The sequence below is a fragment of the Streptomyces sp. NPDC058665 genome (assembly GCF_042714995.1).
Classification (GTDB): Bacteria; Actinomycetota; Actinomycetes; order Streptomycetales; family Streptomycetaceae; genus Streptomyces.
The window spans coordinates 1-19,745 of record NZ_JBHXRX010000075.1 but is presented as its reverse complement, the minus strand read 5'-3'; the positions used below and the strand labels follow the sequence as shown (position 1 = coordinate 19,745).

Genomic DNA, 19,745 nt, shown 5'->3' with positions numbered 1-19,745 from the left:
AATCCCGGCCCCTGGGCTGCGACGACGCACGGCAGGCGCACACGTGCCGTGTGGGCTCCCCGGGTGAGCCCTTGTCATTGCACATGCGACTGCCCTAAGTTGACCGATTGCGACGTGTCCCAGACGTCCATACCTGCCAGTGGGGGAGCCGAGACCATGGCCGCAACCGGTCGCCACCGCAGATACCAGCCGAGCCGTATCAACCGCGCTTCGCTCACCGTGACGGCGGGTGGCGCGGGCATCGCCCTGCCACTCATCGGCGCGGGCACGGCGAACGCGGCTCCCGTGAACACCTGGGAGAAGGTCGCGGCCTGCGAGTCCACGAACAACTGGCAGATCAACACCGGCAACGGCTACTTCGGCGGGCTTCAGTTCAGCCAGTCCACGTGGGAGGCGTTCGGCGGCGGGCAGTACGCGGCACGCGCCGACCTCGCCACCAAGGACCAGCAGATCGCGATAGCCGAGAAGGTCCTCAAGGGCCAGGGACCGCGGGCGTGGCCCCACTGCTCGGTGGAGGCCGGACTCACACGCGGTGGCGACGCCCCCGACGTGTCACCGGCCAAGGCCCGCGACACCCGGGGCGGTCAGGACACCGCGTCCGCCCGGAAGGCCGGCGACTCGGCGAAGAGCGCCCCTCGGAGCGATCCCAAGAAGGCAGCCTCGCCCACGTCCGTGCCGACCGAGCGCGAGGGCTACACGGTGGCGGGAGGCGACTCGCTCTCCGGGATCGCGGCCTCCAGGGAACTGCGGGGCGGCTGGCAGCGGCTGTACGAGGAGAACCGCCGGGTCATCGGCAGCGACCCCGATCTGATCTTCCCCGGACAGAAGCTCGTCCTGCACGTCTCCGCCCCTTCGAAGGACAAGCCGGCCGCCGAGGCGCCCGCCCCTCCCAAGGAGGCGGAGAAGCAGGCGAAGAAGCCCGCCGCGAAGGCGCAGCCGCCCAAGCAGGCCGAGAAGCCCAAGCCCGAACCGCGGGCGGAGAAGCCGAAGGAAGAGCCCCGGCAGCAGCCCAAGCAGCAGGCGTCGAAGCCGCGGCCCAAACAGGAGGCGTCGAAGCCCAAGCAGTCGTCCGGCTTCAGCGCGCCGGTCAGCGCGGGCACGGGCACCCCGTACCGGCAGGCCGGCTCCTGGGCGAGCGGCTACCACACCGGCGTCGACTTCCCCGTCCCCACAGGCACGTCGGTGAAGGCCGTGGCCGGTGGCACGGTCGTGTCGGCGGGCTGGGAGGGGGCGTACGGCTACCAGGTCGTCATCCGGCACGGGGACGGCAAGTACAGCCAGTACGCGCACCTGTCGGCGCTCAACGTGCGTGACGGTCAGAAGGTGAACGCGGGCCAGCGCATCGCACGGTCAGGATCGACCGGAAACAGCACCGGACCGCACCTCCACTTCGAGATGCGAACGGGGCCCGGCTACGGCTCCGACATCGACCCCGTCTCCTACCTCAGGGCGGGCGGAGTCCGCCTCTGAGGAGACGGTCCGCCGCAGGATGTGGCGCACGGCCTTGTGCTCGGGCCTGTGCGCCTCCTGGCGTCGGCTCGGGTGCCGGTGCCAGGAGGCCGGGTGCGCCCAGGCGTGACGCTGCTCGACCCGCGTGGCTCCGGCCTGCCCGTTGCTCGTCGCCGCGACGCTGCCCGGGACCTCGGCGCCGAGGGCGGGCTCCCCGGCAGCCGCCGCCGTCTGCGCGGCGAGCCGCTCCGTCGTCAGGAGGACCAGTCCGCCGGCGGTCACCACACCGAAGCCCAGAGCGAGCAGGCCGCCCGTCAGGCCGTACCGGAATCCCTCGTTGAACAGGGTGAGTCCGACCGCGGCGGCGACCACCGGATTCACGACCGTGACCGTGGCCAGGGGCGCGGCGAGTCCCGCGCCTCGGTAGGAGGCCTGCGAGAGCAGCAGCCCGGCCACGGCCAGGACCGCGATGACCAGCAGGCTCGGCACCTGACCGCCGAACGTGCCCTCGCTCCAGTCGACGGCGACGGTCTTGGTGAACACCGAGGAGATACCGAAGGCGACACCGGCCGCGGCGGCCAGCAGCACACTGCGGACAGCCGGACGGTTCACGGCCTGCGCGACCAGGAACAGCAGGCCCACCACACCGGCGGTGGCGACGGCCACGAACATCCGCTCACCGGAGCCCAGCGAGTGGGAGCCCGCGGAGCCGGTCAGTGCGAGCAGCCCGGCCAGTCCGAGCGTCGCCAGGAGCGCCCCGCGCCAGGCGGCGGCACCCGCCTTGCGGCGGACGAAGACGGCCGCCATCGGCAGCGCGAAGACGATCGTCAGGGCACCGAGCGGCTGTACGAGGCTGAGCGGTCCGTACGCCAGCGCGACGACGTGAAGAAGTCCGCCCACACCGTTCAACGCCACAGCGGCCCACCACACGCCGTGATGCAGGGGCGCGTAGGGCCTGGCGGGTGTGTCAGCCGCCACGCGCTCCTGGAGGATCGCCCCGGCCGCGTACGCGACCGCGGAGACCAGTGACAGCAGCACGGACAGCGCGAGTGCACTCATATATCCACGATCTCTCGCCAGGTGCGATTAGTCGTCGTCCTGAAGACGGCATTCCGACGTACTGCTGTAGTAGTACGTCGGTGGAGCCGTAGTCATTCCCCTGACGGTGGCCGCCGACCTCGGGTGGAGTCGCCGGGGGCACGCGGCGCTCCGGAACGGGCACTCACCGCGACCGCCGGACGTTACGGACAGTGATGGTCGAAGATAGCTTTGGTGATCAGAGAGAGGGGGCGGCAGATGGATCTCGCGGAGGTCGGGTCGGTGGGCGGCTTCTTCGCCCTGCGGACGGAGGCGGCCGAAGGACCCACGGAAGGGCTCGCCCGAGGCGGCGCGTACATTCCGTTCGCACAGATCTACGGGGGCGACATCGCGCCACTGTCGGCGCGCGTCGACACGGTCGCCCGGAAGCTCGGCGCGCCCGAGCGCCGGGTCGCCGCGTCCGTCACGCAACTGGGGCTCGCCGCCCGGCTCTGGTCGGTCGCACTGGGCTCGGCCGCGCTGCACGGCGAGGTCCCTCACCTGGACCCGGCGCGGCTGCACTGGGCCCCGCTCCGTCCCTCGCCCGACGACTTCCGGCTGCCCGAGCCACGCGCCTTCCCCACGGACGGGGGCACAGTCACCGCCCTCGCCGAGGCGGTCCGCGAGGTGGTCCAGTACGGCCATCTCGTTCCGCTGACGACGGCCCTGCGGGCCGACGGCCGTATCTCGCCACGTCTGCTGTGGGGCAACGCCGGCTCCGCCCTGGCGGGGGCCGTCCGTGAACTCCGCGTCTGGAGCGGCCGGGTTGGACGGCCCGAGGCGGGCGAGCGGGCCGCCGCCATCGGCGCGGCGCTCTTCGCCCACCCCGACCTCCGAACCACCGGTGTATCGCGCCACGGCTCCTTCCGCCGCCACAGCTGCTGCCTCTACTACCGTTGCCCGTCCGGCGGCCTCTGCGGGGACTGTGTCTTCGACCGGCCGCCGCAGCGCTCTTCCCCACGAGAGGTTTCCGGGTGACCATGACATGGCTGAGATCGTCGGGCGACGGGGGTATGGCGTGAGGGTCGGGCTGCTGACCAGGGAGTACCCGCCGGATGTGTACGGAGGCGCGGGCGTCCACGTGGAGTTCCTGGCCCGCGAGCTGCGCGAACTGACCGAGCTGCGTGTGCACTGCTGGGGCGAGGACGGCACCGGCGCCGAGGAGCGGGCCCAGGGCGTCGTACGGCACCGGGCCGCAGCCGGACTCGAAGGCGCGAATGACGCGCTGCGCACGTTCTCCGTCGATCTCGCGATGGCCGCCGCCGTGGAAGGCAGCGATCTGGTGCACTCGCACACCTGGTACGCCGCGCTCGCCGGCCATGTCTCCAAGCTGCTCTACGGGATCCCTCATGTGATGACCGCCCACTCGCTGGAGCCACTGCGGCCCTGGAAGGCCGAGCAGCTCGGCGGGGGTTACGAGCTGTCCGGCTGGGCCGAGCGCACCGCCATCGAGGCGGCGGACGCCGTCGTCGCCGTCTCGCACGGCATGCGCACCGACATCCTCGACTGCTACCCCTCGCTCGACCCGGACCGGGTGCGGGTGATCCACAACGGCATCGACACCCGCCTCTACCGCCCGGACCCCCGTACCGACGTGCTGGAGCGGATCGGTATCGACCTCGACCGCCCCTTTGTGCTGTTCGTCGGCCGCATCACCCGGCAGAAGGGCGTCCCGCACCTGCTCCGCGCGGCCCGCGCGCTGGACCCCGAGGCGCAGTTGGTGCTCTGCGCCGGCGCGCCCGACACACCGGAGATCGGGGCGGAGTTCCGCGAACTGGTGGACGAGCTGAGCGGCAGCCGCGACGGGGTGTTCTGGATCCCCGAGATGCTGCCGCGCCCCGAGGTGGTCCAACTGCTCGGCCACGCGGCCGTGTTCGCCTGCCCGTCGGTGTACGAGCCGCTGGGCATCGTGAATCTGGAGGCGATGGCCTGCGGTACGGCGGTCGTCGCCTCTGCGGTCGGCGGCATCCCGGAGGTCGTCGACGACGGGAGCACGGGCCTGCTGGTGCCGTACGACGAGCGGCACCCGGAGGACTTCGAGTCGGCCCTCACCGAGACGCTCAACCGGGTCCTGGACGACCCGGAGTCGGCGACGGCGATGGGCGCCGCGGGGCGGGACCGCGCGGTGCGTGAATTCGGCTGGGACCGGGTCGCCCGCCGTACGTACGAGGTGTACGAAGAGCTGCTCAAGGCGAAATAGCCGGGTAGACGGATCCGGACGACCGGTGAGGTCGCGAACATAAGGAGCGGCGATGCGTGGTGGACCTTCGGTGCTCGGGATCGTGCTGGCGGGCGGGGAAGGCAAACGGCTGATGCCGCTGACCGCCGACCGCGCCAAACCGGCGGTGACCTTCGGCGGTACGTACCGCCTGGTCGACTTCGTCCTGTCCAATCTCGTCAACGGCGACATCCTGCGCAACTGCGTGCTGACGCAGTACAAGTCGCACTCGCTCGACCGCCATGTGAGCACCACCTGGCGGATGTCCAGTCTCCTCGGCAACTACGTCACGCCGGTGCCCGCCCAGCAGCGGCTCGGACCGCGCTGGTATCTCGGCAGCGCGGACGCGATCCTCCAGTCCCTCAATCTCGTCCACGACGAACAGCCGGACTACATCGCGGTGTTCGGCGCCGACCACGTCTACCGCATGGACCCGCGGCAGATGCTGCGCCGGCACATCGAGAGCGGCGCCGGAGTCACCGTCGCCGGCATCAGGGTGCCGCGCGCCGAGGCGTCGTCGTTCGGGATCATCACGCCAGGGCCGGACGGCACGCGTGTCGACCGGTTCCAGGAGAAGCCGTCCGACGTGCCGGGGCTGCCGGGCGACCCCGAGCATGTCTTCGCCTCGATGGGCAACTATCTGTTCACCACCAAGATCCTCGTCGACGCGCTGCACAGGGACGCCGAGGACGAGTCGTCGGTCCATGACATGGGCGGCTCGATCCTGCCGATGCTCACCGAGCAGGGCATGGCGCAGGTCTACGACTTCGACGACAACCATGTGCCGGGCGAGACGGCGCGCGAGCACGGCTACTGGCGCGACGTGGGCACGCTCGACTCGTACTACGACGCGCACATGGATCTGATCTCGCACCAGCCGGAGTTCAACCTCGACAACAGACGCTGGCCCATCTACACCCACGCCGGCCAGCTCCCGCCCGCGCGGTTCGTGGCGGGCGGCATCGCGAGCGAGTCGATCGTCGCCCCGGGCTGCGTCATACGCGGCCAGGTGACCCGCTCCGTGCTCTCGCCCGGCGTGGTGATCGAGGAGGGCGCCGTGGTGCAGGGCTCGGTCCTCCACGACAACGTACGGGTGGGGCGCGGCGCGGTCGTCCGCGGCTCGATCCTCGACAAGAACGTGGACGTCCCGCCCGGAGCGACGATCGGCGTCAATCCGGGACGGGACGAGGAGCTCTACACCGTCTCGAAGAACGGGGTCATAGCACTCGGGAAGGGCCAGCGGGTCGTCTAGAGCATGTCTTCGGGACCGGACCGGGATCGAACCGGACCGGTCCCGGAGGACCGGTCGGGACCCGGTCCCGGACACGTCCCCGGGCGCCGGAGAGCCCTCACCCCCTCCGGCGCCCGGGAACGGAACGCGCGCCCGTCACATCATCCGGCGCCGCCTGCCCAGCCAGGTCTGGGCGATCACCACGACCGCCAGGAAGGCGCCGCTGACGACCTGTTGGTACGCCGAGTCGAGCGACCCGATCTGGTTGATGACGTTCTGGATGACCTTCAGCAGCAGAACGCCCACGAGCGAGCCGCTGATGAAGCCGAAGCCGCCCGTCAGCAGGGTGCCGCCGATGACGACGGCCGCGATCGCCTCCAGCTCCATGCCGGTGCCGAGGATCGTGACGCCCGAGACCAGCCACGCCGCGTTCAGCGCCCCGGCCAGTCCGGCACACAGCCCGGAGAGCGTGTAGACGGCGATCTTCGTACGGGCCACGGGCGCGCCCATCAGGGCCGCCGCGTCCTCGTTGCCGCCGACCGCGTACACGTACTGGCCGAACCGGCTGCGCCGCAGCATCACCGCGCCCGCGACGAAGAGCGCCACCGTGATCCACACCGGCACCCCGACGCCCAGCAGCTTCTCCTGGCCGAGGCTCGCGAAGAAGGATTTCTCGTCCACCAGATAGGTGTTGGAGCCCTCGTCGGTGATGGCCAGCAGGATGCCGCGGGCGGCGAGCATCGCGGCGAGTGTGACGATGAACGGCGCGAGCCGCGCCTTCGCGATCAGCAGTCCGTTGACGAGGCCGATCAGACCGCAGACGGCCAGTGGCAGCAGCAGCGCGACGAGCGTGCCGTACTGCGAACCCCACGCGCCGAGCACACCGCCGAGCGCGAAGAGCGAGCCGACGGACAGGTCGATACCGCCGGTGATGATCACGAAGGTCATCCCGAGGGCGACGATCGCCAGGAACGCCGACGAGACCGCCATGTTCTCCAGGTTGTCGCCGGTCAGGAAGGTGTCGAAGCCGATCGACGCGCCGATGGCGACGAGCAGCAGGGTGACGAGCGCGCCGTGCTGCTGGGCGAGCGCGCTCAGATGCTCGGCCCGGCTCGCGCCGAGTGGTGCCTCGTCGGGGGTGTCCTTGCCGGGGGAGGGGCCGTCGCCCGTGGCGCGGGCCGGACGCTCCGTATGGGTGTGGGTCATCGCTTTCCCCGTTCGCGTGCCGCGTAGACCGCGAGCACGATCACGACCGCCTGGGCGATCTGCGTCCAGGAGGGCGGCAGATCGTGCTTGATGAGCGTCGCCGTCAGCAGCTGGATGAGTACGGCACCGGCCACCGTCCCGCCGATCCGGATCCGGCCGCCGCTGAGCGGAGTGCCGCCGACGACGACCGCGGTGATCGCCGACAGTTCCATCAGCGTGCCGAGCGACGTCGGGTCGCTGGCCTGGAGCCGCGCGGTGGCGAGCACGCCCGCGATCGCTGCGAGCACGCCGGCGATGACATAGACGAGGATCAGCACACGGCGCACCGGGAGCCCGGCGAGCTGTGCGGCGGGCCTGCTGTCGCCGATCGCGAGGAGCTGCCGGCCGAAGGTCGTGCGCTTCACGATGAATCCGACGAGGAGCGCCAGGGCGGCGGCGATCAGTACGAGATACGGAATCCCGAACACGTCGCCCGAGCCCAGCGACGACATGCCCGGGTCGCGTACGTCCTTGAGCTGGGGCAGCAGCACGAGGGCGATGCCGCGCCCCGCGACCATCAACGCGAGTGTGGCGACGATCGGTTGGACACCGATGAACGCGATCAGGGACCCGTTCGCGAGGCCGATGACAGCGCCGCCGATCATCGCGACGATCAGCGCCACCCAGGGCCCGTAGCCGAGATACAGCGACAGCAGCGATGTCGACAGGGCCATCACCGAGCCGACCGACAGGTCGACGCCCTCGCTGCCGATCGCGAGCGCCATGCCCAGCGCGACGATCAGCACAGGCGCCACCTGGACGGCCTGGGTCCGGAAGTTCTCCGTGGACAGGAAGTGCGGGGTGAGCGCGATGTTGACCAGCAGCAGGACGGCGACGCCCGCGTACACGCCGTAGTCCTGGAGCAGGCGCAACAGCCGCGCGCGGTCGACGGGGGTTCCCTTCAGGGCGAGTTCAGTCATGGTCCGTCTCCCCTCCTGAGGAGGTCTTGTCGACCGGCGGGGCCGCGGACGGGGGCGGCGACTCCGCACCCACGATCGCCGCGGCGTCCGGCGCGACCGTCTTCAGCTCCGCGTCCGACTCCGGGGCCGCCGCGATCGCGTGCAGCAACCGGTCCTCCGTGACGTCGTCGCCGGTCAACTCCGCGACCACGGCGCCGTCCTTGAGGACCACCACCCGGTCCGACCCCTCGATCAGCTCCTCCATGTCGGAGGAGATCAGCAGCACCCCGAGCCCCTCGTCGGCGAGTTCGTCGATCAGGCCCTGCACCTCGGCCTTGGCTCCGACATCGATGCCACGGGTCGGCTCGTCGAGCAGCAGCACCTTCGGCTGCATCGCCAGCCAGCGGGCGAGCAGCACCTTCTGCTGATTGCCGCCGGACAGTTCGCCGACCTTCTGGTGCGGCCCGGACGCCTTGATCCGCAGCCGCTGCATGAAGGTGTCCACGATCTTGTCGACCTTGGCATCGTCCACCAGACCGAACCGGGAGAGCCCGGGGAGCGCGGCCAGCGCGATGTTCTCCCGCACCGACAGGCCGGGGACGATGCCCTCGGCCTTGCGGTCCTCGGGCAGCAGGCTGATGCCTGCCCGGATGGCGGCGGGCGTGGAGCCCGTACGTACGGGGGAGCCCGCCACCACCACCTTCCCCGAATCCGGCGGCAGCGCGCCCGCGATGGCCTTGGCCGTCTCGCTGCGCCCCGAACCGAGCAGCCCGCCGAGGCCCACGACCTCACCGGGCCGTACCTCGACCGAGACCTGGTGCAGCGTGTGACGTACCGTCAGATCCGTTGCGCCGAGCACCGGTTCACGGCCCGCGTGGTGGTCGCCGGTGAACTTGGTGACCCCCTCGCCGCGCACCTCGGCCATCTCACGGCCGAGCATCAGCGACACCAGCCGCAGCCGGTCGAGGTCCGCGATCGGCCCGGTGTGCACGAGCTTGCCGTCGCGCAGCACCGTGACCTTGTCGCAGACCTCGTACAGCTCGTCCAGCCGGTGGCTCACGTACACCACCGCGATGTCGCGCTCCTTGAGCATCCGGATCACACCGAACAGCGTGCGCACCTCGCGTGGTTCGAGCGACGACGTCGGCTCGTCCATGATGACCACCCGCGCGTCGACGGAGACCGCCCTGGCGAGCGCCACCATCTGCTGCGCCCCGACGCCCAGCGTCCGCAGCGGACGCTTGACGTCGACCCGCAGTCCCAGCGAGCGCAGCGCCTCGTCGGCCTCGCCGTGCATCCGGCGGAAGTCGATGAGCCCGAGCCTGTTCCGGGGCTCCCGCCCCAGGAACAGATTGCGCGCCACGCTCATCAGCGGGACGAGGTTGACCTCCTGGTAGATCGTGGAGATCCCGGCGTGCTGCGCCTCCAGCGGGGTCTGGAAGCGCACGGGGCGCCCGTCGTGGACGATCTCGCCCTCGTCGGGCTGGTACACACCGGTGAGCACCTTGATGAGGGTGGACTTCCCGGCGCCGTTCTCGCCGATGAGCGCGTGGACCTCGCCCGGCAGGGCGGCGAAGTCCACGCCGTCGAGCGCGCGTGCGCCCGGGAACGTCTTGGTCAGACCGGTGACCGACAGCACGTCAGAAAGCCTTGCCCAGATCGGCCTCGGCGTTCTCCGGGGTGTAGGCGCCGTCCTGGATGACGATGTCCTGCGCGACCTTCTCGCCCTTGGTGAAGGCGTCGAGGGTCTGGAAGGCGAGCGGCCCGAAGCGCGGGTTGGACTCCACGACCCCGGAGATCCAGCCGTCGACGATGCCCTGGACGGCGTTACGGGTGCCGTCGACCGTCACTATCTTGACATCGCCGGCCTTCTTGCCCGCGCCCTTCAGGGCGTTGACGGCGCCCAGGCCCATCTCGTCGTTCTCGGCGTAGATCCCCTTGATGCCCGGGTTCGACTGGATGAGCTGCTCGGTGACCTGCTGGCCCTTCTCACGGGCGAACTCACCGGTCTGCTCGAACACCACCTTCAGATCAGGGGCCTTGGCCGCGACCTGGTCCTTGAAGCCCTTGGTGCGCTCGGTGGTGACGTTGTTGCCCGCGGCGCCGAGGAGGATCGCGACCTCGCCCTTGCCGCCGGTCGCCTCGATCATCTGGTCGGCCGCGCGCTTGCCCTGCTCGATGAAGTCCGAGCCGATGAAGCTCACATAGTCCTTGCAGGCGGTGGCGTTGATCTTGCGGTCGATGGTGACGATCGGGATCTTCTTCGCCGCGGCGCTGCGCAGCACCGGGCCCCAGCCGTCGGAGTTGAGGGGCGCGATCACCAGCAGGTCGGCGCCCTTGGCTATCAGGTCCTGGACATCGCTGATCTGCTTGGAGAACTGCGTCTGGGCGTTGGCGGACAGGAGTTTGATCCCGCGCTCCTTCGCCTCGGCCTTGATGGACGCGGTCTCGGCGATCCGGAAGGGGTTGGCCTCCTTCTCGGACTGCGAGAAGCCGACCGTGGCGGTCTTGAGGTCGGTCTTCTCGCCGCCGAACTGCGTGATGTCACAGGTCTTGTCGTCAGCGCCGGGCGTGGCGACGACCTGGCCGCTGTCCTTCTCGCCGGCCGACGAGCTCTTGTCTGACGCGTCGTCCTCGGACTTGGCGCAGCCGCTGAGCGCGAGCGCGCCGACGAGACTCGCGGCGAGGACGGTAGTGGTGGTGGTACGGCGGACGGCGGAAAGCTTCATGGAGATCCCCATCTCGGCGCGGCCCCGGCGACCGGGAAGCTCGCGGGAGGTCGGCTCGTACAGAACTGGCGAACTGGACTGCCGGGCCGTCGGTCGGATCGACCGCCGGCCCGGTGGACTGCTGGAGCGGATGTGCGGGAGTCGTTCGGAACTGGTTTTTACATCGTTGTACGGAGGCTGTAAAGCCTTCGCGCGATAACGGCTGTGCGCGCGGGGGCCGGTGGTGCGCTCAGTGACCGTTCCGGCGGCGGCCGAGCGTGCTCTCCCGCTCCACCAGCCGGAAATCGGCGCGGAGTTCACGGGAGCCGTTGCCCACGGGGTCTCCGGTGCCCAGCAGCCGGTTGACGACGGAGCGCACGGCGAGCCGGGCGATGGTCTGTTTGTCCGGCGAGATCGTGGTGAGGGTCACAACCCCGTAGCGGCCCTCCGTGATGTCGTCGAAGCCGACGACCGCGACGTCCTCGGGGACCCGCAGCCCCCGCTCGGAGAGCACCCGCATCGCCCCGATGGCGATCAGGTCGTTGTACGCGAAGACCGCGTCGGGCGTCACGCCCGAGTCGAGCAACTGATTCATCGCGTCGGCGCCGTTGGCGTGGTCCCAGCCGCCGGTCGGGGCGATCAGGGAGTCCGGCGCCGGCAGCCCCGCCGCCTTCAGCTCGGCACGCCAGCCGCGCAGCCGCAGATGTGACGGCTCGTTGACCCGGTCGGTCCTGGCACCCAGGAACGCGATCGTCGACCGGCCGAGATCGAGCAGATGCCGTACGGCCGTCCGGGCCGCGGCCACGTTGTCGATCGCGATGTGGTCGTACGGCAGGTCGTACTCCCGCTCCCCGAGCAGCACGAGCGGCGCGTCCTGGTCACGGCCGAGCAGATCCTCGGTCTCCAGCTCGATCGGGCTCAGGATCAGCCCGTCGATCACCCGCGCCCGGAAGCCCTGGCTGACCAGCACCTCCTGCTCACGGCGGCCACCCGTGTGGTCGAGCAGCACCGTGTACTCGTGCTCCGCCGCCACGTCGATGACCGAGCCGGCCAGCTCGGCGAAGTACGGGTTGCCCAGCTCGGGCACGGCCAGCGCGATGATCCCCGTGCGTCCCTTGCGCAGATGGCGGGCCGTGAGATTCGGCCGGTAGCCGAGCTCGTCGATGGCCAGCTGGACCCGGGCCCGCATCGCCGGGGTGACATGTCGGTAATTGTTCACCACGTTCGAAACGGTCTTGATGGAAACGCCCGCGCGCTCCGCGACGTCCTTGAGGCTGACGGTCACCGTATTTCCCCTCCGAGGTCGGCCCGAAGGTCGCCCCTGCCCAATCTGTACAACGTTATATACGTTGCGGGACTGCGCTTTGTCATGGCCCTGGACAGCAAGTGGAACGGCATGTTGTCATGCGGACTGCCGTTCCTTCCAACGTTGTACAGAGTTGCGCAACGAGCCGCCAGGAGGATTTGTGCACATCCGAAGAAATCTGGCCCTTCTGCTCGCCGCGGTCCTGGGCGTCGCCGGACTCACGGCGATCCCGACCGCATCGGCCGCGGACGACCCGGTCGTGCCCCATGGACTCAAGGGCGAGTACTACTCCTCATCCGCACCCGGAGCCTTCGACTTCCACGAGCTGAAGGCCACCGGATTCGACCCGCAGATCGACTTCAACTCCCTCGAATCCCGGCTCTCCACGGCCACGGGCAGCTCCGATCACGCCACCGTCCGCTGGACCGGGAAGATCGTCCCTGAACAGAGCGGTCCCCACACCTTCTCGATGATCGGCGACAACGGGTTCCGGCTCTGGGTCGACGGCGAGATCGTCATCGACCACTGGGTCGACGACTGGGACAAGGAGCAGACCGCCGACCCGGTCGACCTCACCGGAGGTCAGGAGTACGACATCAAGGTCGAGTTCTTCGAGAACGTCGGCGGCTCGAACCTCCATCTGCGCTGGACCGAACCCGGTGGCGTGAAAGAGCCGGTGCCCACCTCCGCCTTCCGTCTCCCCGACGGCTACGCGTACGACGGCGCCATCGCCACCACCGTCCTGGCCGACGGCCGCACCCTGCGGATGGAGTTCGCGCAGCCCCTCGCCCCCGTCCCGGCCGATATCGCCGGCCATCTCGACGCGGTCATCGGCGGCGCCGAGTGGCCTCTCGGCTCGGTGAAGAAGGACCCCGCCGACGCCCGGAGCCTGCTCGTCGGCCTCAAGGAACCCGTGGTCGGCAAGGGCGGCTCGGCCGACATCCGTTACGACGGCGAGGGCGGTCTCGCCTCGCAGGACGCGGACCCCGTCGGTGAGTTCTGGAGCAGCGGACCCAACAAGTCCGAGTACCAGCTCTCCACCCCGTGGGCCAAGGACGTCGGCCCCGACAACGCGCTGCCCGAGTACCCGCGTCCGCAGATGACGCGCGACGCCTGGCGCAACCTCAACGGACAGTGGCAGTTCGCCGCCGCCGAGCAGGGCGAGAGCCCGCCGGTGGGCAAGAAACTGGCCGAGAAGATCCTCGTCCCGTATCCCGTCGAGTCGGAGCTCTCCGGTCTCGAACGGCACGAGGACCGGATGTGGTACCGCCGTACCTTCACCGTGCCGAAGAGCTGGGACATCAGCGACGGCGGGAAGGGCGGCCACCGCGACGGCAAGCGCCTGAAGCTGAACTTCGACGCCGTCGACTGGCAGTCCACCGTCTACGTCAACGGCAAGAAGGTCACTGAACACAAGGGCGGCTACGACCGGTTCAGCGTCGACGTCACCGACGCCCTCAAGCCCGGCCGTACGCAGGAACTGATCGTCGGCGTGTACGACCCCACCGACGCGGCGGGCGGCGAGAACCCGCCCATGGGCAAGCAGCGCCTCGACCCGAGCGGCATCTTCTACACCTCCTCGTCGGGCATCTGGCAGACCGTCTGGATGGAGCCGGTCGCCGCCGACCACGCCGACTCGCTCAAGCTCACGCCGGACGTCGCCGCGGAGAAGCTGGCGGTCGAGGTGCGCGGCGTACGGGACGGGGTGCCGGTCACGGCGACCGCGTACGACGGCAAGCGCAAGGTGGCCACGGTCAGGGGCCGTACGGGAGCGCCGCTCAGTGTGCCGGTGCGCGACCCGCACCTGTGGTCGCCGGAGGATCCGCACCTCTACAAGCTGGATGTACGGATCGGTGACGAGAGGTCGGGCGACCGGCTGGGCAGCTACTTCGGTATGCGTTCCATCGCGGTCGAGACGGTCGACGGCGCGCAGCGCACCGTACTCAACGGCAAGCCGGTCTTCCTGATGGCCACTCTCGACCAGGGCTTCTGGCCGGACGGGCTGCACACCGCGCCGACCGACGAGGCGCTCGCGTTCGACCTCAAGAAGCACAAGGAACTCGGCTACAACTCCGTGCGCAAGCACATCAAGGTGGAGCCGGACCGGTGGTTCTACTGGGCGGACAAGCTGGGGCTGCTCGTCTGGCAGGACATGCCGTCGATGCCGAAGTCCCCGGCCGCCCCGGCGGCGGCCCAGTTCGAGCACGAGATGAAGGAGATGATCGACCAGCACGCGAGCAGCCCCTCGGTGATCATGTGGGTCCCGTTCAACGAAGGCTGGGGCCAGTACGACCAGGCGCGGATCGCCGACCAGGCCAAGGGCTGGGACCCGACCCGGCTCGTCAACAACATGAGCGGCATCAACTGCTGCGGGGCCGTCGACGGCAAGAACGGCGACATCGCCGACGCGCACGGCTATCCGACTCCTCTGCTGCCCGCACCGGACGGGAAACGGGCGCTGGTGAGCGGCGAGTACGGCGGCCTCGGGCTCGCCGTACCGGGCCACGCCTGGCCGGTCCAGCACACGTATGTGGGCGTCGACCAGGAGAAGTACACGGACGAGTATCTGGGGCAGCTCGGCAACGTACGCGACCTCGCCTGCCGGGGGAGCAACGGAGCCGTCTACACCCAGATCACCGATGTGGAGGGTGAACTCAACGGGCTGCTCACCTACGACCGCAAGGTCATGAAGCCCGACGTCAAGCGGCTCAAGGCGGCACACGAGACCTTGATCCGTGAAGCATCAGACCCGGCGTCGATGGAGTGCGCGAACTCCTGAGCCGGATCGCAGGGCGCCGTGCGGGTTGCGACCCGTACGGCGCCCTCGCGCGTTCCGGTGAACGGGGCGGCACACACAGCGCGTCGGGCGAGGAATAAGCAGGTCGGAGCTCGGACTTGAAACTGCTGTCGTCCCGGGGCCACCGTCCCAGGGCCACCACGGAGGACGATCACCGAGGACGACCACCGACGTCAGCAGTCAGAGCGAGGGATCACATGCCCAAGGCGTACGTCTACACCCGGTTCGGCGGCCCCGATGGCGAAGCCTTCGCCGACCTGCCGAAGCCCGTTCCCGGCCACGGTGAACTCCTCGTCGCCGTCCGGGCGGCCGGCGTCAACCCCGTCGACTGGAAGCTGCGCACCGGCTACAACCGGCCGGGCTCGACGCCCAAGCCGCTGCCCACCGTCTTCGGCAGCGAGGCGTCCGGAGTGGTCGAGCGGGTCGGCGAGGGTGTGCGGGGATTCGCCGTCGGCGACGCCGTCTTCGGCTCCACCCTCACCGGCGGATACGCCGAGTACACCCTGCTGCCCGCCGCGATCACCGCGCACAAGCCGGCCATGGTGTCGTTCACGGACGCGGCGGCCCTGCCGGTCGCTGCGGCGACCGCGTACGACGGCATCCAGCAGCTGGACCTGCCGGCCGGCGCGACCCTGCTGATCATCGGCGCCGGAGGCGGTGTGGGCGTGGCCGCGACCCAGATCGCGACCGGGGCGGGCCTCCGGGTGGTCGGCTCGGCGAGCGCGGGCAAGAAGGACTTCGTGGAATCACTCGGCGCGGTTCATGTCCTGCCGGGCCCCGGACTTCAGGAGCGGGTACGGGCCGCCGCGCCCGACGGCGTCGACGCGGTCTTCGACATGGTCGGCGGCGCGGACCTGGAGGCCGCGGCCGGGCTCGTCGCCGACCGTACGAAACTGATCAGCGCCGGCGACAAACCGCGCGTGGTGACCCTGGGCGGCGCCGCGGTCGTACGGCTCCGCACGGCCGCCGTCCTCGAAGAGGTGGCCGCGCTGGTGGTGGCGGGCACACTGCGCCCGTATGTGACACGGACCTTCCCGCTGGCCGAGGCGGGGGAGGCGCTGCGCGCCGTCGAGGACGGGCACGCGCTGGGCAAGATCGTGATCGAGGTCGGCGCGTGAGCGAGTCCGTATCGGTTCCCGTGCCCGGCCGCATCGCGCACCCCCCACCCGCCCAACCCGCGTATCACCCGCTCGACAATCCCGTACGCGCCGGGCTGACCGGCCCCCACGCCCACTTCGCCGAGCGGCGCGGCCGGGTGCTCGCCTACCGCGCGGAGGTGTCGCCGTGGCTCGCCCTGCCCGACGACCCGGACGCGGGCGACTGGGCGGACGCCGCCCATCTCCTCGGAGATGACGGCACGGCCGTGCTCGCCGGCACCGAAGTGAAGCTCCCGGCCGGCTGGGAGGTCACCTTCCAGGTGGACGGTGTGCAGCTCGTCGACGAGTCGGTGGACGCGGTCCCCGACGACGAGGCGGTGGTGCTCGGCGCCGCCGACGTACCGGAGATGCTGGACCTGGTGGAGCGCACCAGGCCGGGGCCCTTCCGGCCGCGCACCATCGAACTCGGCACCTACCTCGGCATCCGCCGCGAGGGGGAGCTGGTGGCGATGGCGGGGGAGCGGATGCGACCGCCGGGCTGGCGGGAGATCAGCGCGGTCTGTACGGCGCCGGAGTATCGCGGCCAGGGGCTGGGCGCCCGGCTCGTCCTGGCGGTGGCCGCCGGGATCAAGGCGCGCGGCGAGACCCCGTTCCTCCAGGCGGCGGCGGACAACGAGGGCGCGATCCGGCTCTACGAGGCACTGGGCTTCCGCCTGCGCCGCCGGATGCCGTTCATCGGGATCCGCGTCCCTGAGCCCTCGCGCGTCCCGGCGGGGGCCGGCGGCTGAGGGAACGCGTACGCAGACGTCGGTGGGGCGGGCGGACGGCTCTGAACGGCCGTCTGCCCGCCCCACCGGGTGGAGTGACCTGCTTACGTCTGAACCGGCTTATTCATCCGGCTCGTCCGTTCCACCCGAGTACGCTTGCGAGCCGCCATCAGCGCCGCGCCCGCGCAGATCAGGCCAAGCACGGCGGTCAGCGCACCTGGGATGACGTTGCTGAGGAACACACCGCGGTCCGGGCTGGAGCCGACGACCCATGGTGCCGCGACCATCCAGGCGCCCAAGAAGACGAGAGCCCAGCTGAAGCCGTACGTCCGGGTCGGTGTGGCGGAGAAAACGAGTGCCAGGCCGGCGATGGCGATACCCATGATCACGTTGTGGACCACGAGACCCGGCTGGCTGGTCGTGAAGTGAAGGATGAACGGTGAGAGGGCGATGAACAGACCGGCGAGAAATATCGGCCCGTCCAGCAGCGCCACATCACGCCCACCGAGCACACGGGCGTACCTGGCCCGCATTTCTGGTACGTCAGGGTGAGCACCTATGTCTCCCCTGGTGTCTGAAGCACCTGGGTGAGCGCTACTGGCTCCCCTGGTGTGCGAAACATCGGCCATGAGTCTCGACTCCTTCGGTCTGAGAGGTGCGACCGTGCTGCACCGGATCGAGCGGTACAAGACCATTCTGCCCCTTATTCACCATTATGTGTAGTTGAGGGCGAACTGAAGGCCCTGCACCTCATGGCAAACTGTTCGAGGCCGCTCGGCCGGACGGCCGTATCCGTGCAGGGCTCGACGGCCCCGGACGGGCGAGTGCCCCGTACGGGTGAGTGACGAGTGATGAGGGAACGGCACCGGCGATGACGTTGACAGATGACGGGACCACGCTCGGCGAGAGCGGGCCTGACGCCATGTACGGCCCCGGAATCGACCCCGAGCGCATGGCCGTCTGCCTGGCCGTGCTCGACGAGTTGGACGATCTCGACGTCGACCACCCCGACGCCGTGGCTGTCCGCCGTGCCACCGCCGGGATTTACCGGACCGTCAAACAGCGCCGCCGCCAGGAGCGTCGGGCGGCGAAGACCGCCAACGACAAGGCGGTCACCGAGGCGACGGCCACCGGATCCGCCGAGCGCATCGACGACGAGACACAGGGCCTGCTGCCGTCGTCCTCGGCCGCCGGTGAGATCGCCGGAATCCTCCAGCGCCCGCGCTCCTGCTACATCTGCAAGACCCGCTACGTCGAGGTCGACGCCTTCTACCACCAGCTCTGCCAGGTGTGCGCCGCCGAGAACCGGGCCCGCCGGGACGCCCGTACGGATCTCACCGGCAAGCGTGCCCTGCTCACCGGAGGCCGCGCCAAGATCGGCATGTACATCGCGCTGCGGCTGCTGCGCGACGGCGCGCACACCACCATCACCACCCGCTTCCCGAACGACGCGATCCGCCGCTTCAAGGCGATGGAGGACAGCGCCGACTGGCTCCACCGCCTCAACATCGTCGGGATAGATCTGCGGGACCCCGCCCAGGTCGTCGCGCTCGCCGACTCCGTCGCCGCCGAGGGCCCGCTCGACATCCTCATCAACAACGCCGCCCAGACCGTACGCCGCTCCCCGGGCGCCTACAGCGAACTGCTGGCCGCCGAATCCGCGCCGCTGCCCGCGGGGGAACTCCCCTCCTCGCATGTCATCGGCGCTTTCGGCAGCGGCGCCCAGGCCGTCCTGCCCGCTGCCCGCGGTGAGGCGCTGAGCGCGTCGGACGTCACCGGTCTGGCCCTGGTCGGCGGCTCGGCCACGCTCGCCCGGATCGAGGCCGGCACCGCGATCGACGCGGGCGGGCTCGTGCCCGATCTGCACGACACCAACAGCTGGATCCAGACGGTCTCCGACGTCGATCCCGTGGAACTCCTCGAAGTCCAACTGTGCAACTCCACCGCGCCGTTCATCCTGATCAGCCGACTGCGCCCGGCGATGGCGGCAGCGGCGGCGGGGCGTACGTACGTCGTGAACGTCTCCGCCATGGAGGGTGTCTTCAGCCGCGGCTACAAGGGCGCGGGCCACCCGCACACGAACATGGCGAAGGCCGCGCTCAACATGCTGACCCGGACCAGCGCCCAGGAGATGTTCCAGTCCGACGGCATCCTGATGACCGCCGTCGACACCGGCTGGATCACCGACGAGCGCCCGCACCCGGACAAGATGCGGCTCGCCGACGAGGGCTTCCACGCCCCGCTCGACCTGATCGACGGCGCCGCCCGCGTCTACGACCCGATCGTGCGCGGCCAGGGCGGCGAGGACTTGTACGGCTGTTTCCTCAAGGACTACGCGCCGGCCAACTGGTAGGCCCCGACTGCGGATAGAGGGCGGGCGTGTCATCCTGACACTGTCCGGAAGTGACTCACCTCACCGGCCCCATCGAGCGAGCACGCGCTCATTTGGTTAATGTAAGGCGCACGGACGCCACCCCGGGACCCACGAAGGTTCCCCGGCCGTCCCGGGCCAGGCCTGCAACCAGGCCACCGCCCCGCCCGAAAACCGGCGCCACCGCGACCGAACTGCCCTAGGGCCTTTCTTCAGTTTGAGGACAGGCCCTGGCCCCCGCCCCCGTCGGGCGGCCGGCGCCCGGTATGAGTCCGGAGCCGGCGCGCCCGGGGTTACGCGACACAGAGGAGTGCGCGGTGACACCTGACATGGCTCAGCCCGAGAACAGCCCGTCCGACCGAGGCGGTGAACCGAGCGGACCCGAGAAGCTCCGGAACATCGAGGTGTGGGCCAGGTCCGCACCGATCAGGCTGGCGGGCTACGAGGACGACCTCGCGGAGCCGCACATCCTTCAGGGCATCGACTAGATCCTGTCCGACCCGGCGAAGATCGCCTGGACACGACCTGGCTCTTTCACCTTGAAGTAGCGGGATTTCCCCTGAAAGCGCCGGACCGGCCG

Annotated in this window: 16 protein-coding genes; 9 read left to right on the top strand and 7 right to left on the bottom strand. The window is 70.0% G+C overall.

What is annotated here, in order from left to right; translation table 11 throughout:
• Positions 1–156: 156 nt before the first annotated feature.
• Positions 157–1,470 (top strand): peptidoglycan DD-metalloendopeptidase family protein, encoded by a 1,314-nt coding sequence (locus tag ACFWV8_RS33050; protein WP_384212803.1) that lies wholly within the window; start codon positions 157–159, stop codon positions 1,468–1,470.
• Here the strand turns inward: ACFWV8_RS33050 and ACFWV8_RS33045 are convergent.
• Positions 1,351–2,508 (bottom strand): DMT family transporter, encoded by a 1,158-nt coding sequence (locus ACFWV8_RS33045; RefSeq protein ID WP_384212800.1) that lies wholly within the window; start codon positions 2,506–2,508, stop codon positions 1,351–1,353. The genes ACFWV8_RS33050 and ACFWV8_RS33045 overlap by 120 nt on opposite strands.
• Positions 2,509–2,745: 237 nt before the next feature.
• Between ACFWV8_RS33045 and ACFWV8_RS33040 the strand changes: the two genes are divergently transcribed.
• Genes ACFWV8_RS33040 through glgC form a run of 3 tightly spaced genes read left to right on the top strand, consistent with a single transcriptional unit; the run spans position 2,746 to position 5,996 of the window.
• On the top strand, positions 2,746–3,504 hold the full coding sequence (locus tag ACFWV8_RS33040) for a (2Fe-2S)-binding protein (protein WP_384212797.1): 759 nt from the start codon (positions 2,746–2,748) through the stop codon (positions 3,502–3,504).
• A gap of 40 nt (positions 3,505–3,544) precedes the next feature.
• A complete protein-coding gene (gene glgA / locus ACFWV8_RS33035; RefSeq protein WP_384212870.1) occupies positions 3,545–4,726 on the top strand; it encodes a glycogen synthase in 1,182 nt (393 codons plus the stop codon).
• 52 nt (positions 4,727–4,778) lie between these two features.
• On the top strand, positions 4,779–5,996 hold the full coding sequence (glgC, locus tag ACFWV8_RS33030) for a glucose-1-phosphate adenylyltransferase (protein WP_329378307.1): 1,218 nt from the start codon (positions 4,779–4,781) through the stop codon (positions 5,994–5,996).
• A 135-nt stretch (positions 5,997–6,131) separates the two neighbouring features.
• Here the strand turns inward: glgC and ACFWV8_RS33025 are convergent, their stop codons facing one another.
• The 5 genes from ACFWV8_RS33025 to ACFWV8_RS33005 all read right to left on the bottom strand — a co-directional run bounded on the left by ACFWV8_RS33025 (position 6,132) and on the right by ACFWV8_RS33005 (position 12,112).
• Complete coding sequence (locus tag ACFWV8_RS33025) at positions 6,132–7,181, bottom strand: ABC transporter permease (protein ID WP_384212793.1); 1,050 nt, start codon at positions 7,179–7,181, stop codon at positions 6,132–6,134.
• The gene (locus tag ACFWV8_RS33020; RefSeq protein ID WP_329378303.1) at positions 7,178–8,140 is read right to left on the bottom strand and encodes an ABC transporter permease; all 963 of its coding nucleotides are present in this window, start codon (positions 8,138–8,140) and stop codon (positions 7,178–7,180) included. Before ACFWV8_RS33020 ends, ACFWV8_RS33025 begins: the two co-directional genes overlap by 4 nt.
• Entirely contained in the window at positions 8,133–9,758 is a 1,626-nt protein-coding gene (locus ACFWV8_RS33015; protein ID WP_384212791.1) for a sugar ABC transporter ATP-binding protein, read from the bottom strand. The genes ACFWV8_RS33020 and ACFWV8_RS33015 overlap by 8 nt, the downstream gene beginning before the upstream one ends.
• Position 9,759: 1 nt before the next feature.
• On the bottom strand, positions 9,760–10,848 hold the full coding sequence (locus ACFWV8_RS33010; RefSeq protein ID WP_384212787.1) for an ABC transporter substrate-binding protein: 1,089 nt from the start codon (positions 10,846–10,848) through the stop codon (positions 9,760–9,762).
• 229 nt (positions 10,849–11,077) lie between these two features.
• Positions 11,078–12,112: a LacI family DNA-binding transcriptional regulator gene (locus ACFWV8_RS33005; RefSeq protein WP_384212784.1), complete on the bottom strand. Its 1,035-nt coding sequence runs from the start codon at positions 12,110–12,112 to the stop codon at positions 11,078–11,080.
• Between the two features lie 280 nt (positions 12,113–12,392).
• On the opposite strand from ACFWV8_RS33005, the gene ACFWV8_RS33000 reads away from it, so the two are divergent.
• From ACFWV8_RS33000 to ACFWV8_RS32990, 3 genes are all read left to right on the top strand, one after another.
• Positions 12,393–14,912, top strand: coding sequence for a PA14 domain-containing protein (locus ACFWV8_RS33000; protein WP_384212867.1), 2,520 nt, complete (start codon positions 12,393–12,395; stop codon positions 14,910–14,912).
• A 215-nt stretch (positions 14,913–15,127) separates the two neighbouring features.
• The gene (locus tag ACFWV8_RS32995) at positions 15,128–16,048 is read left to right on the top strand and encodes an NADP-dependent oxidoreductase (protein ID WP_384212781.1); all 921 of its coding nucleotides are present in this window, start codon (positions 15,128–15,130) and stop codon (positions 16,046–16,048) included.
• A 32-nt stretch (positions 16,049–16,080) separates the two neighbouring features.
• On the top strand, positions 16,081–16,815 hold the full coding sequence (locus ACFWV8_RS32990; protein WP_384212865.1) for a GNAT family N-acetyltransferase: 735 nt from the start codon (positions 16,081–16,083) through the stop codon (positions 16,813–16,815).
• Between the two features lie 83 nt (positions 16,816–16,898).
• Here ACFWV8_RS32990 and ACFWV8_RS32985 read toward each other — a convergent pair whose 3' ends face one another.
• On the bottom strand, positions 16,899–17,423 hold the full coding sequence (locus ACFWV8_RS32985; protein WP_384212779.1) for an SPW repeat protein: 525 nt from the start codon (positions 17,421–17,423) through the stop codon (positions 16,899–16,901).
• A 242-nt stretch (positions 17,424–17,665) separates the two neighbouring features.
• Between ACFWV8_RS32985 and ACFWV8_RS32980 the strand changes: the two genes are divergently transcribed.
• Complete coding sequence (locus ACFWV8_RS32980; protein WP_384212776.1) at positions 17,666–19,147, top strand: SDR family NAD(P)-dependent oxidoreductase; 1,482 nt, start codon at positions 17,666–17,668, stop codon at positions 19,145–19,147.
• Between the two features lie 335 nt (positions 19,148–19,482).
• Entirely contained in the window at positions 19,483–19,653 is a 171-nt protein-coding gene (locus ACFWV8_RS32975) for a hypothetical protein (RefSeq protein WP_329392584.1), read from the top strand.
• Positions 19,654–19,745 lie beyond the last annotated feature (92 nt).

Bases quoted from the DNA above. Each gene is read 5' to 3' on its own strand.
- ACFWV8_RS33025 (WP_384212793.1), bottom strand. From the start codon at position 7,181: ATGACCCACACCCATACGGAGCGTCCGGCCCGCGCCACGGGCGACGGC.
- glgC (WP_329378307.1), top strand. From the start codon at position 4,779: ATGCGTGGTGGACCTTCGGTGCTCGGGATCGTGCTGGCGGGCGGGGAA.
- ACFWV8_RS33020 (WP_329378303.1), bottom strand. From the start codon at position 8,140: ATGACTGAACTCGCCCTGAAGGGAACCCCCGTCGACCGCGCGCGGCTG.
- ACFWV8_RS33045 (WP_384212800.1), bottom strand. From the start codon at position 2,508: ATGAGTGCACTCGCGCTGTCCGTGCTGCTGTCACTGGTCTCCGCGGTC.
- ACFWV8_RS33010 (WP_384212787.1), bottom strand. From the start codon at position 10,848: ATGAAGCTTTCCGCCGTCCGCCGTACCACCACCACTACCGTCCTCGCC.
- ACFWV8_RS33040 (WP_384212797.1), top strand. From the start codon at position 2,746: ATGGATCTCGCGGAGGTCGGGTCGGTGGGCGGCTTCTTCGCCCTGCGG.
- ACFWV8_RS32980 (WP_384212776.1), top strand. From the start codon at position 17,666: ATGACGTTGACAGATGACGGGACCACGCTCGGCGAGAGCGGGCCTGAC.
- ACFWV8_RS32995 (WP_384212781.1), top strand. From the start codon at position 15,128: ATGCCCAAGGCGTACGTCTACACCCGGTTCGGCGGCCCCGATGGCGAA.
- ACFWV8_RS33050 (WP_384212803.1), top strand. From the start codon at position 157: ATGGCCGCAACCGGTCGCCACCGCAGATACCAGCCGAGCCGTATCAAC.
- ACFWV8_RS32985 (WP_384212779.1), bottom strand. From the start codon at position 17,423: ATGGCCGATGTTTCGCACACCAGGGGAGCCAGTAGCGCTCACCCAGGT.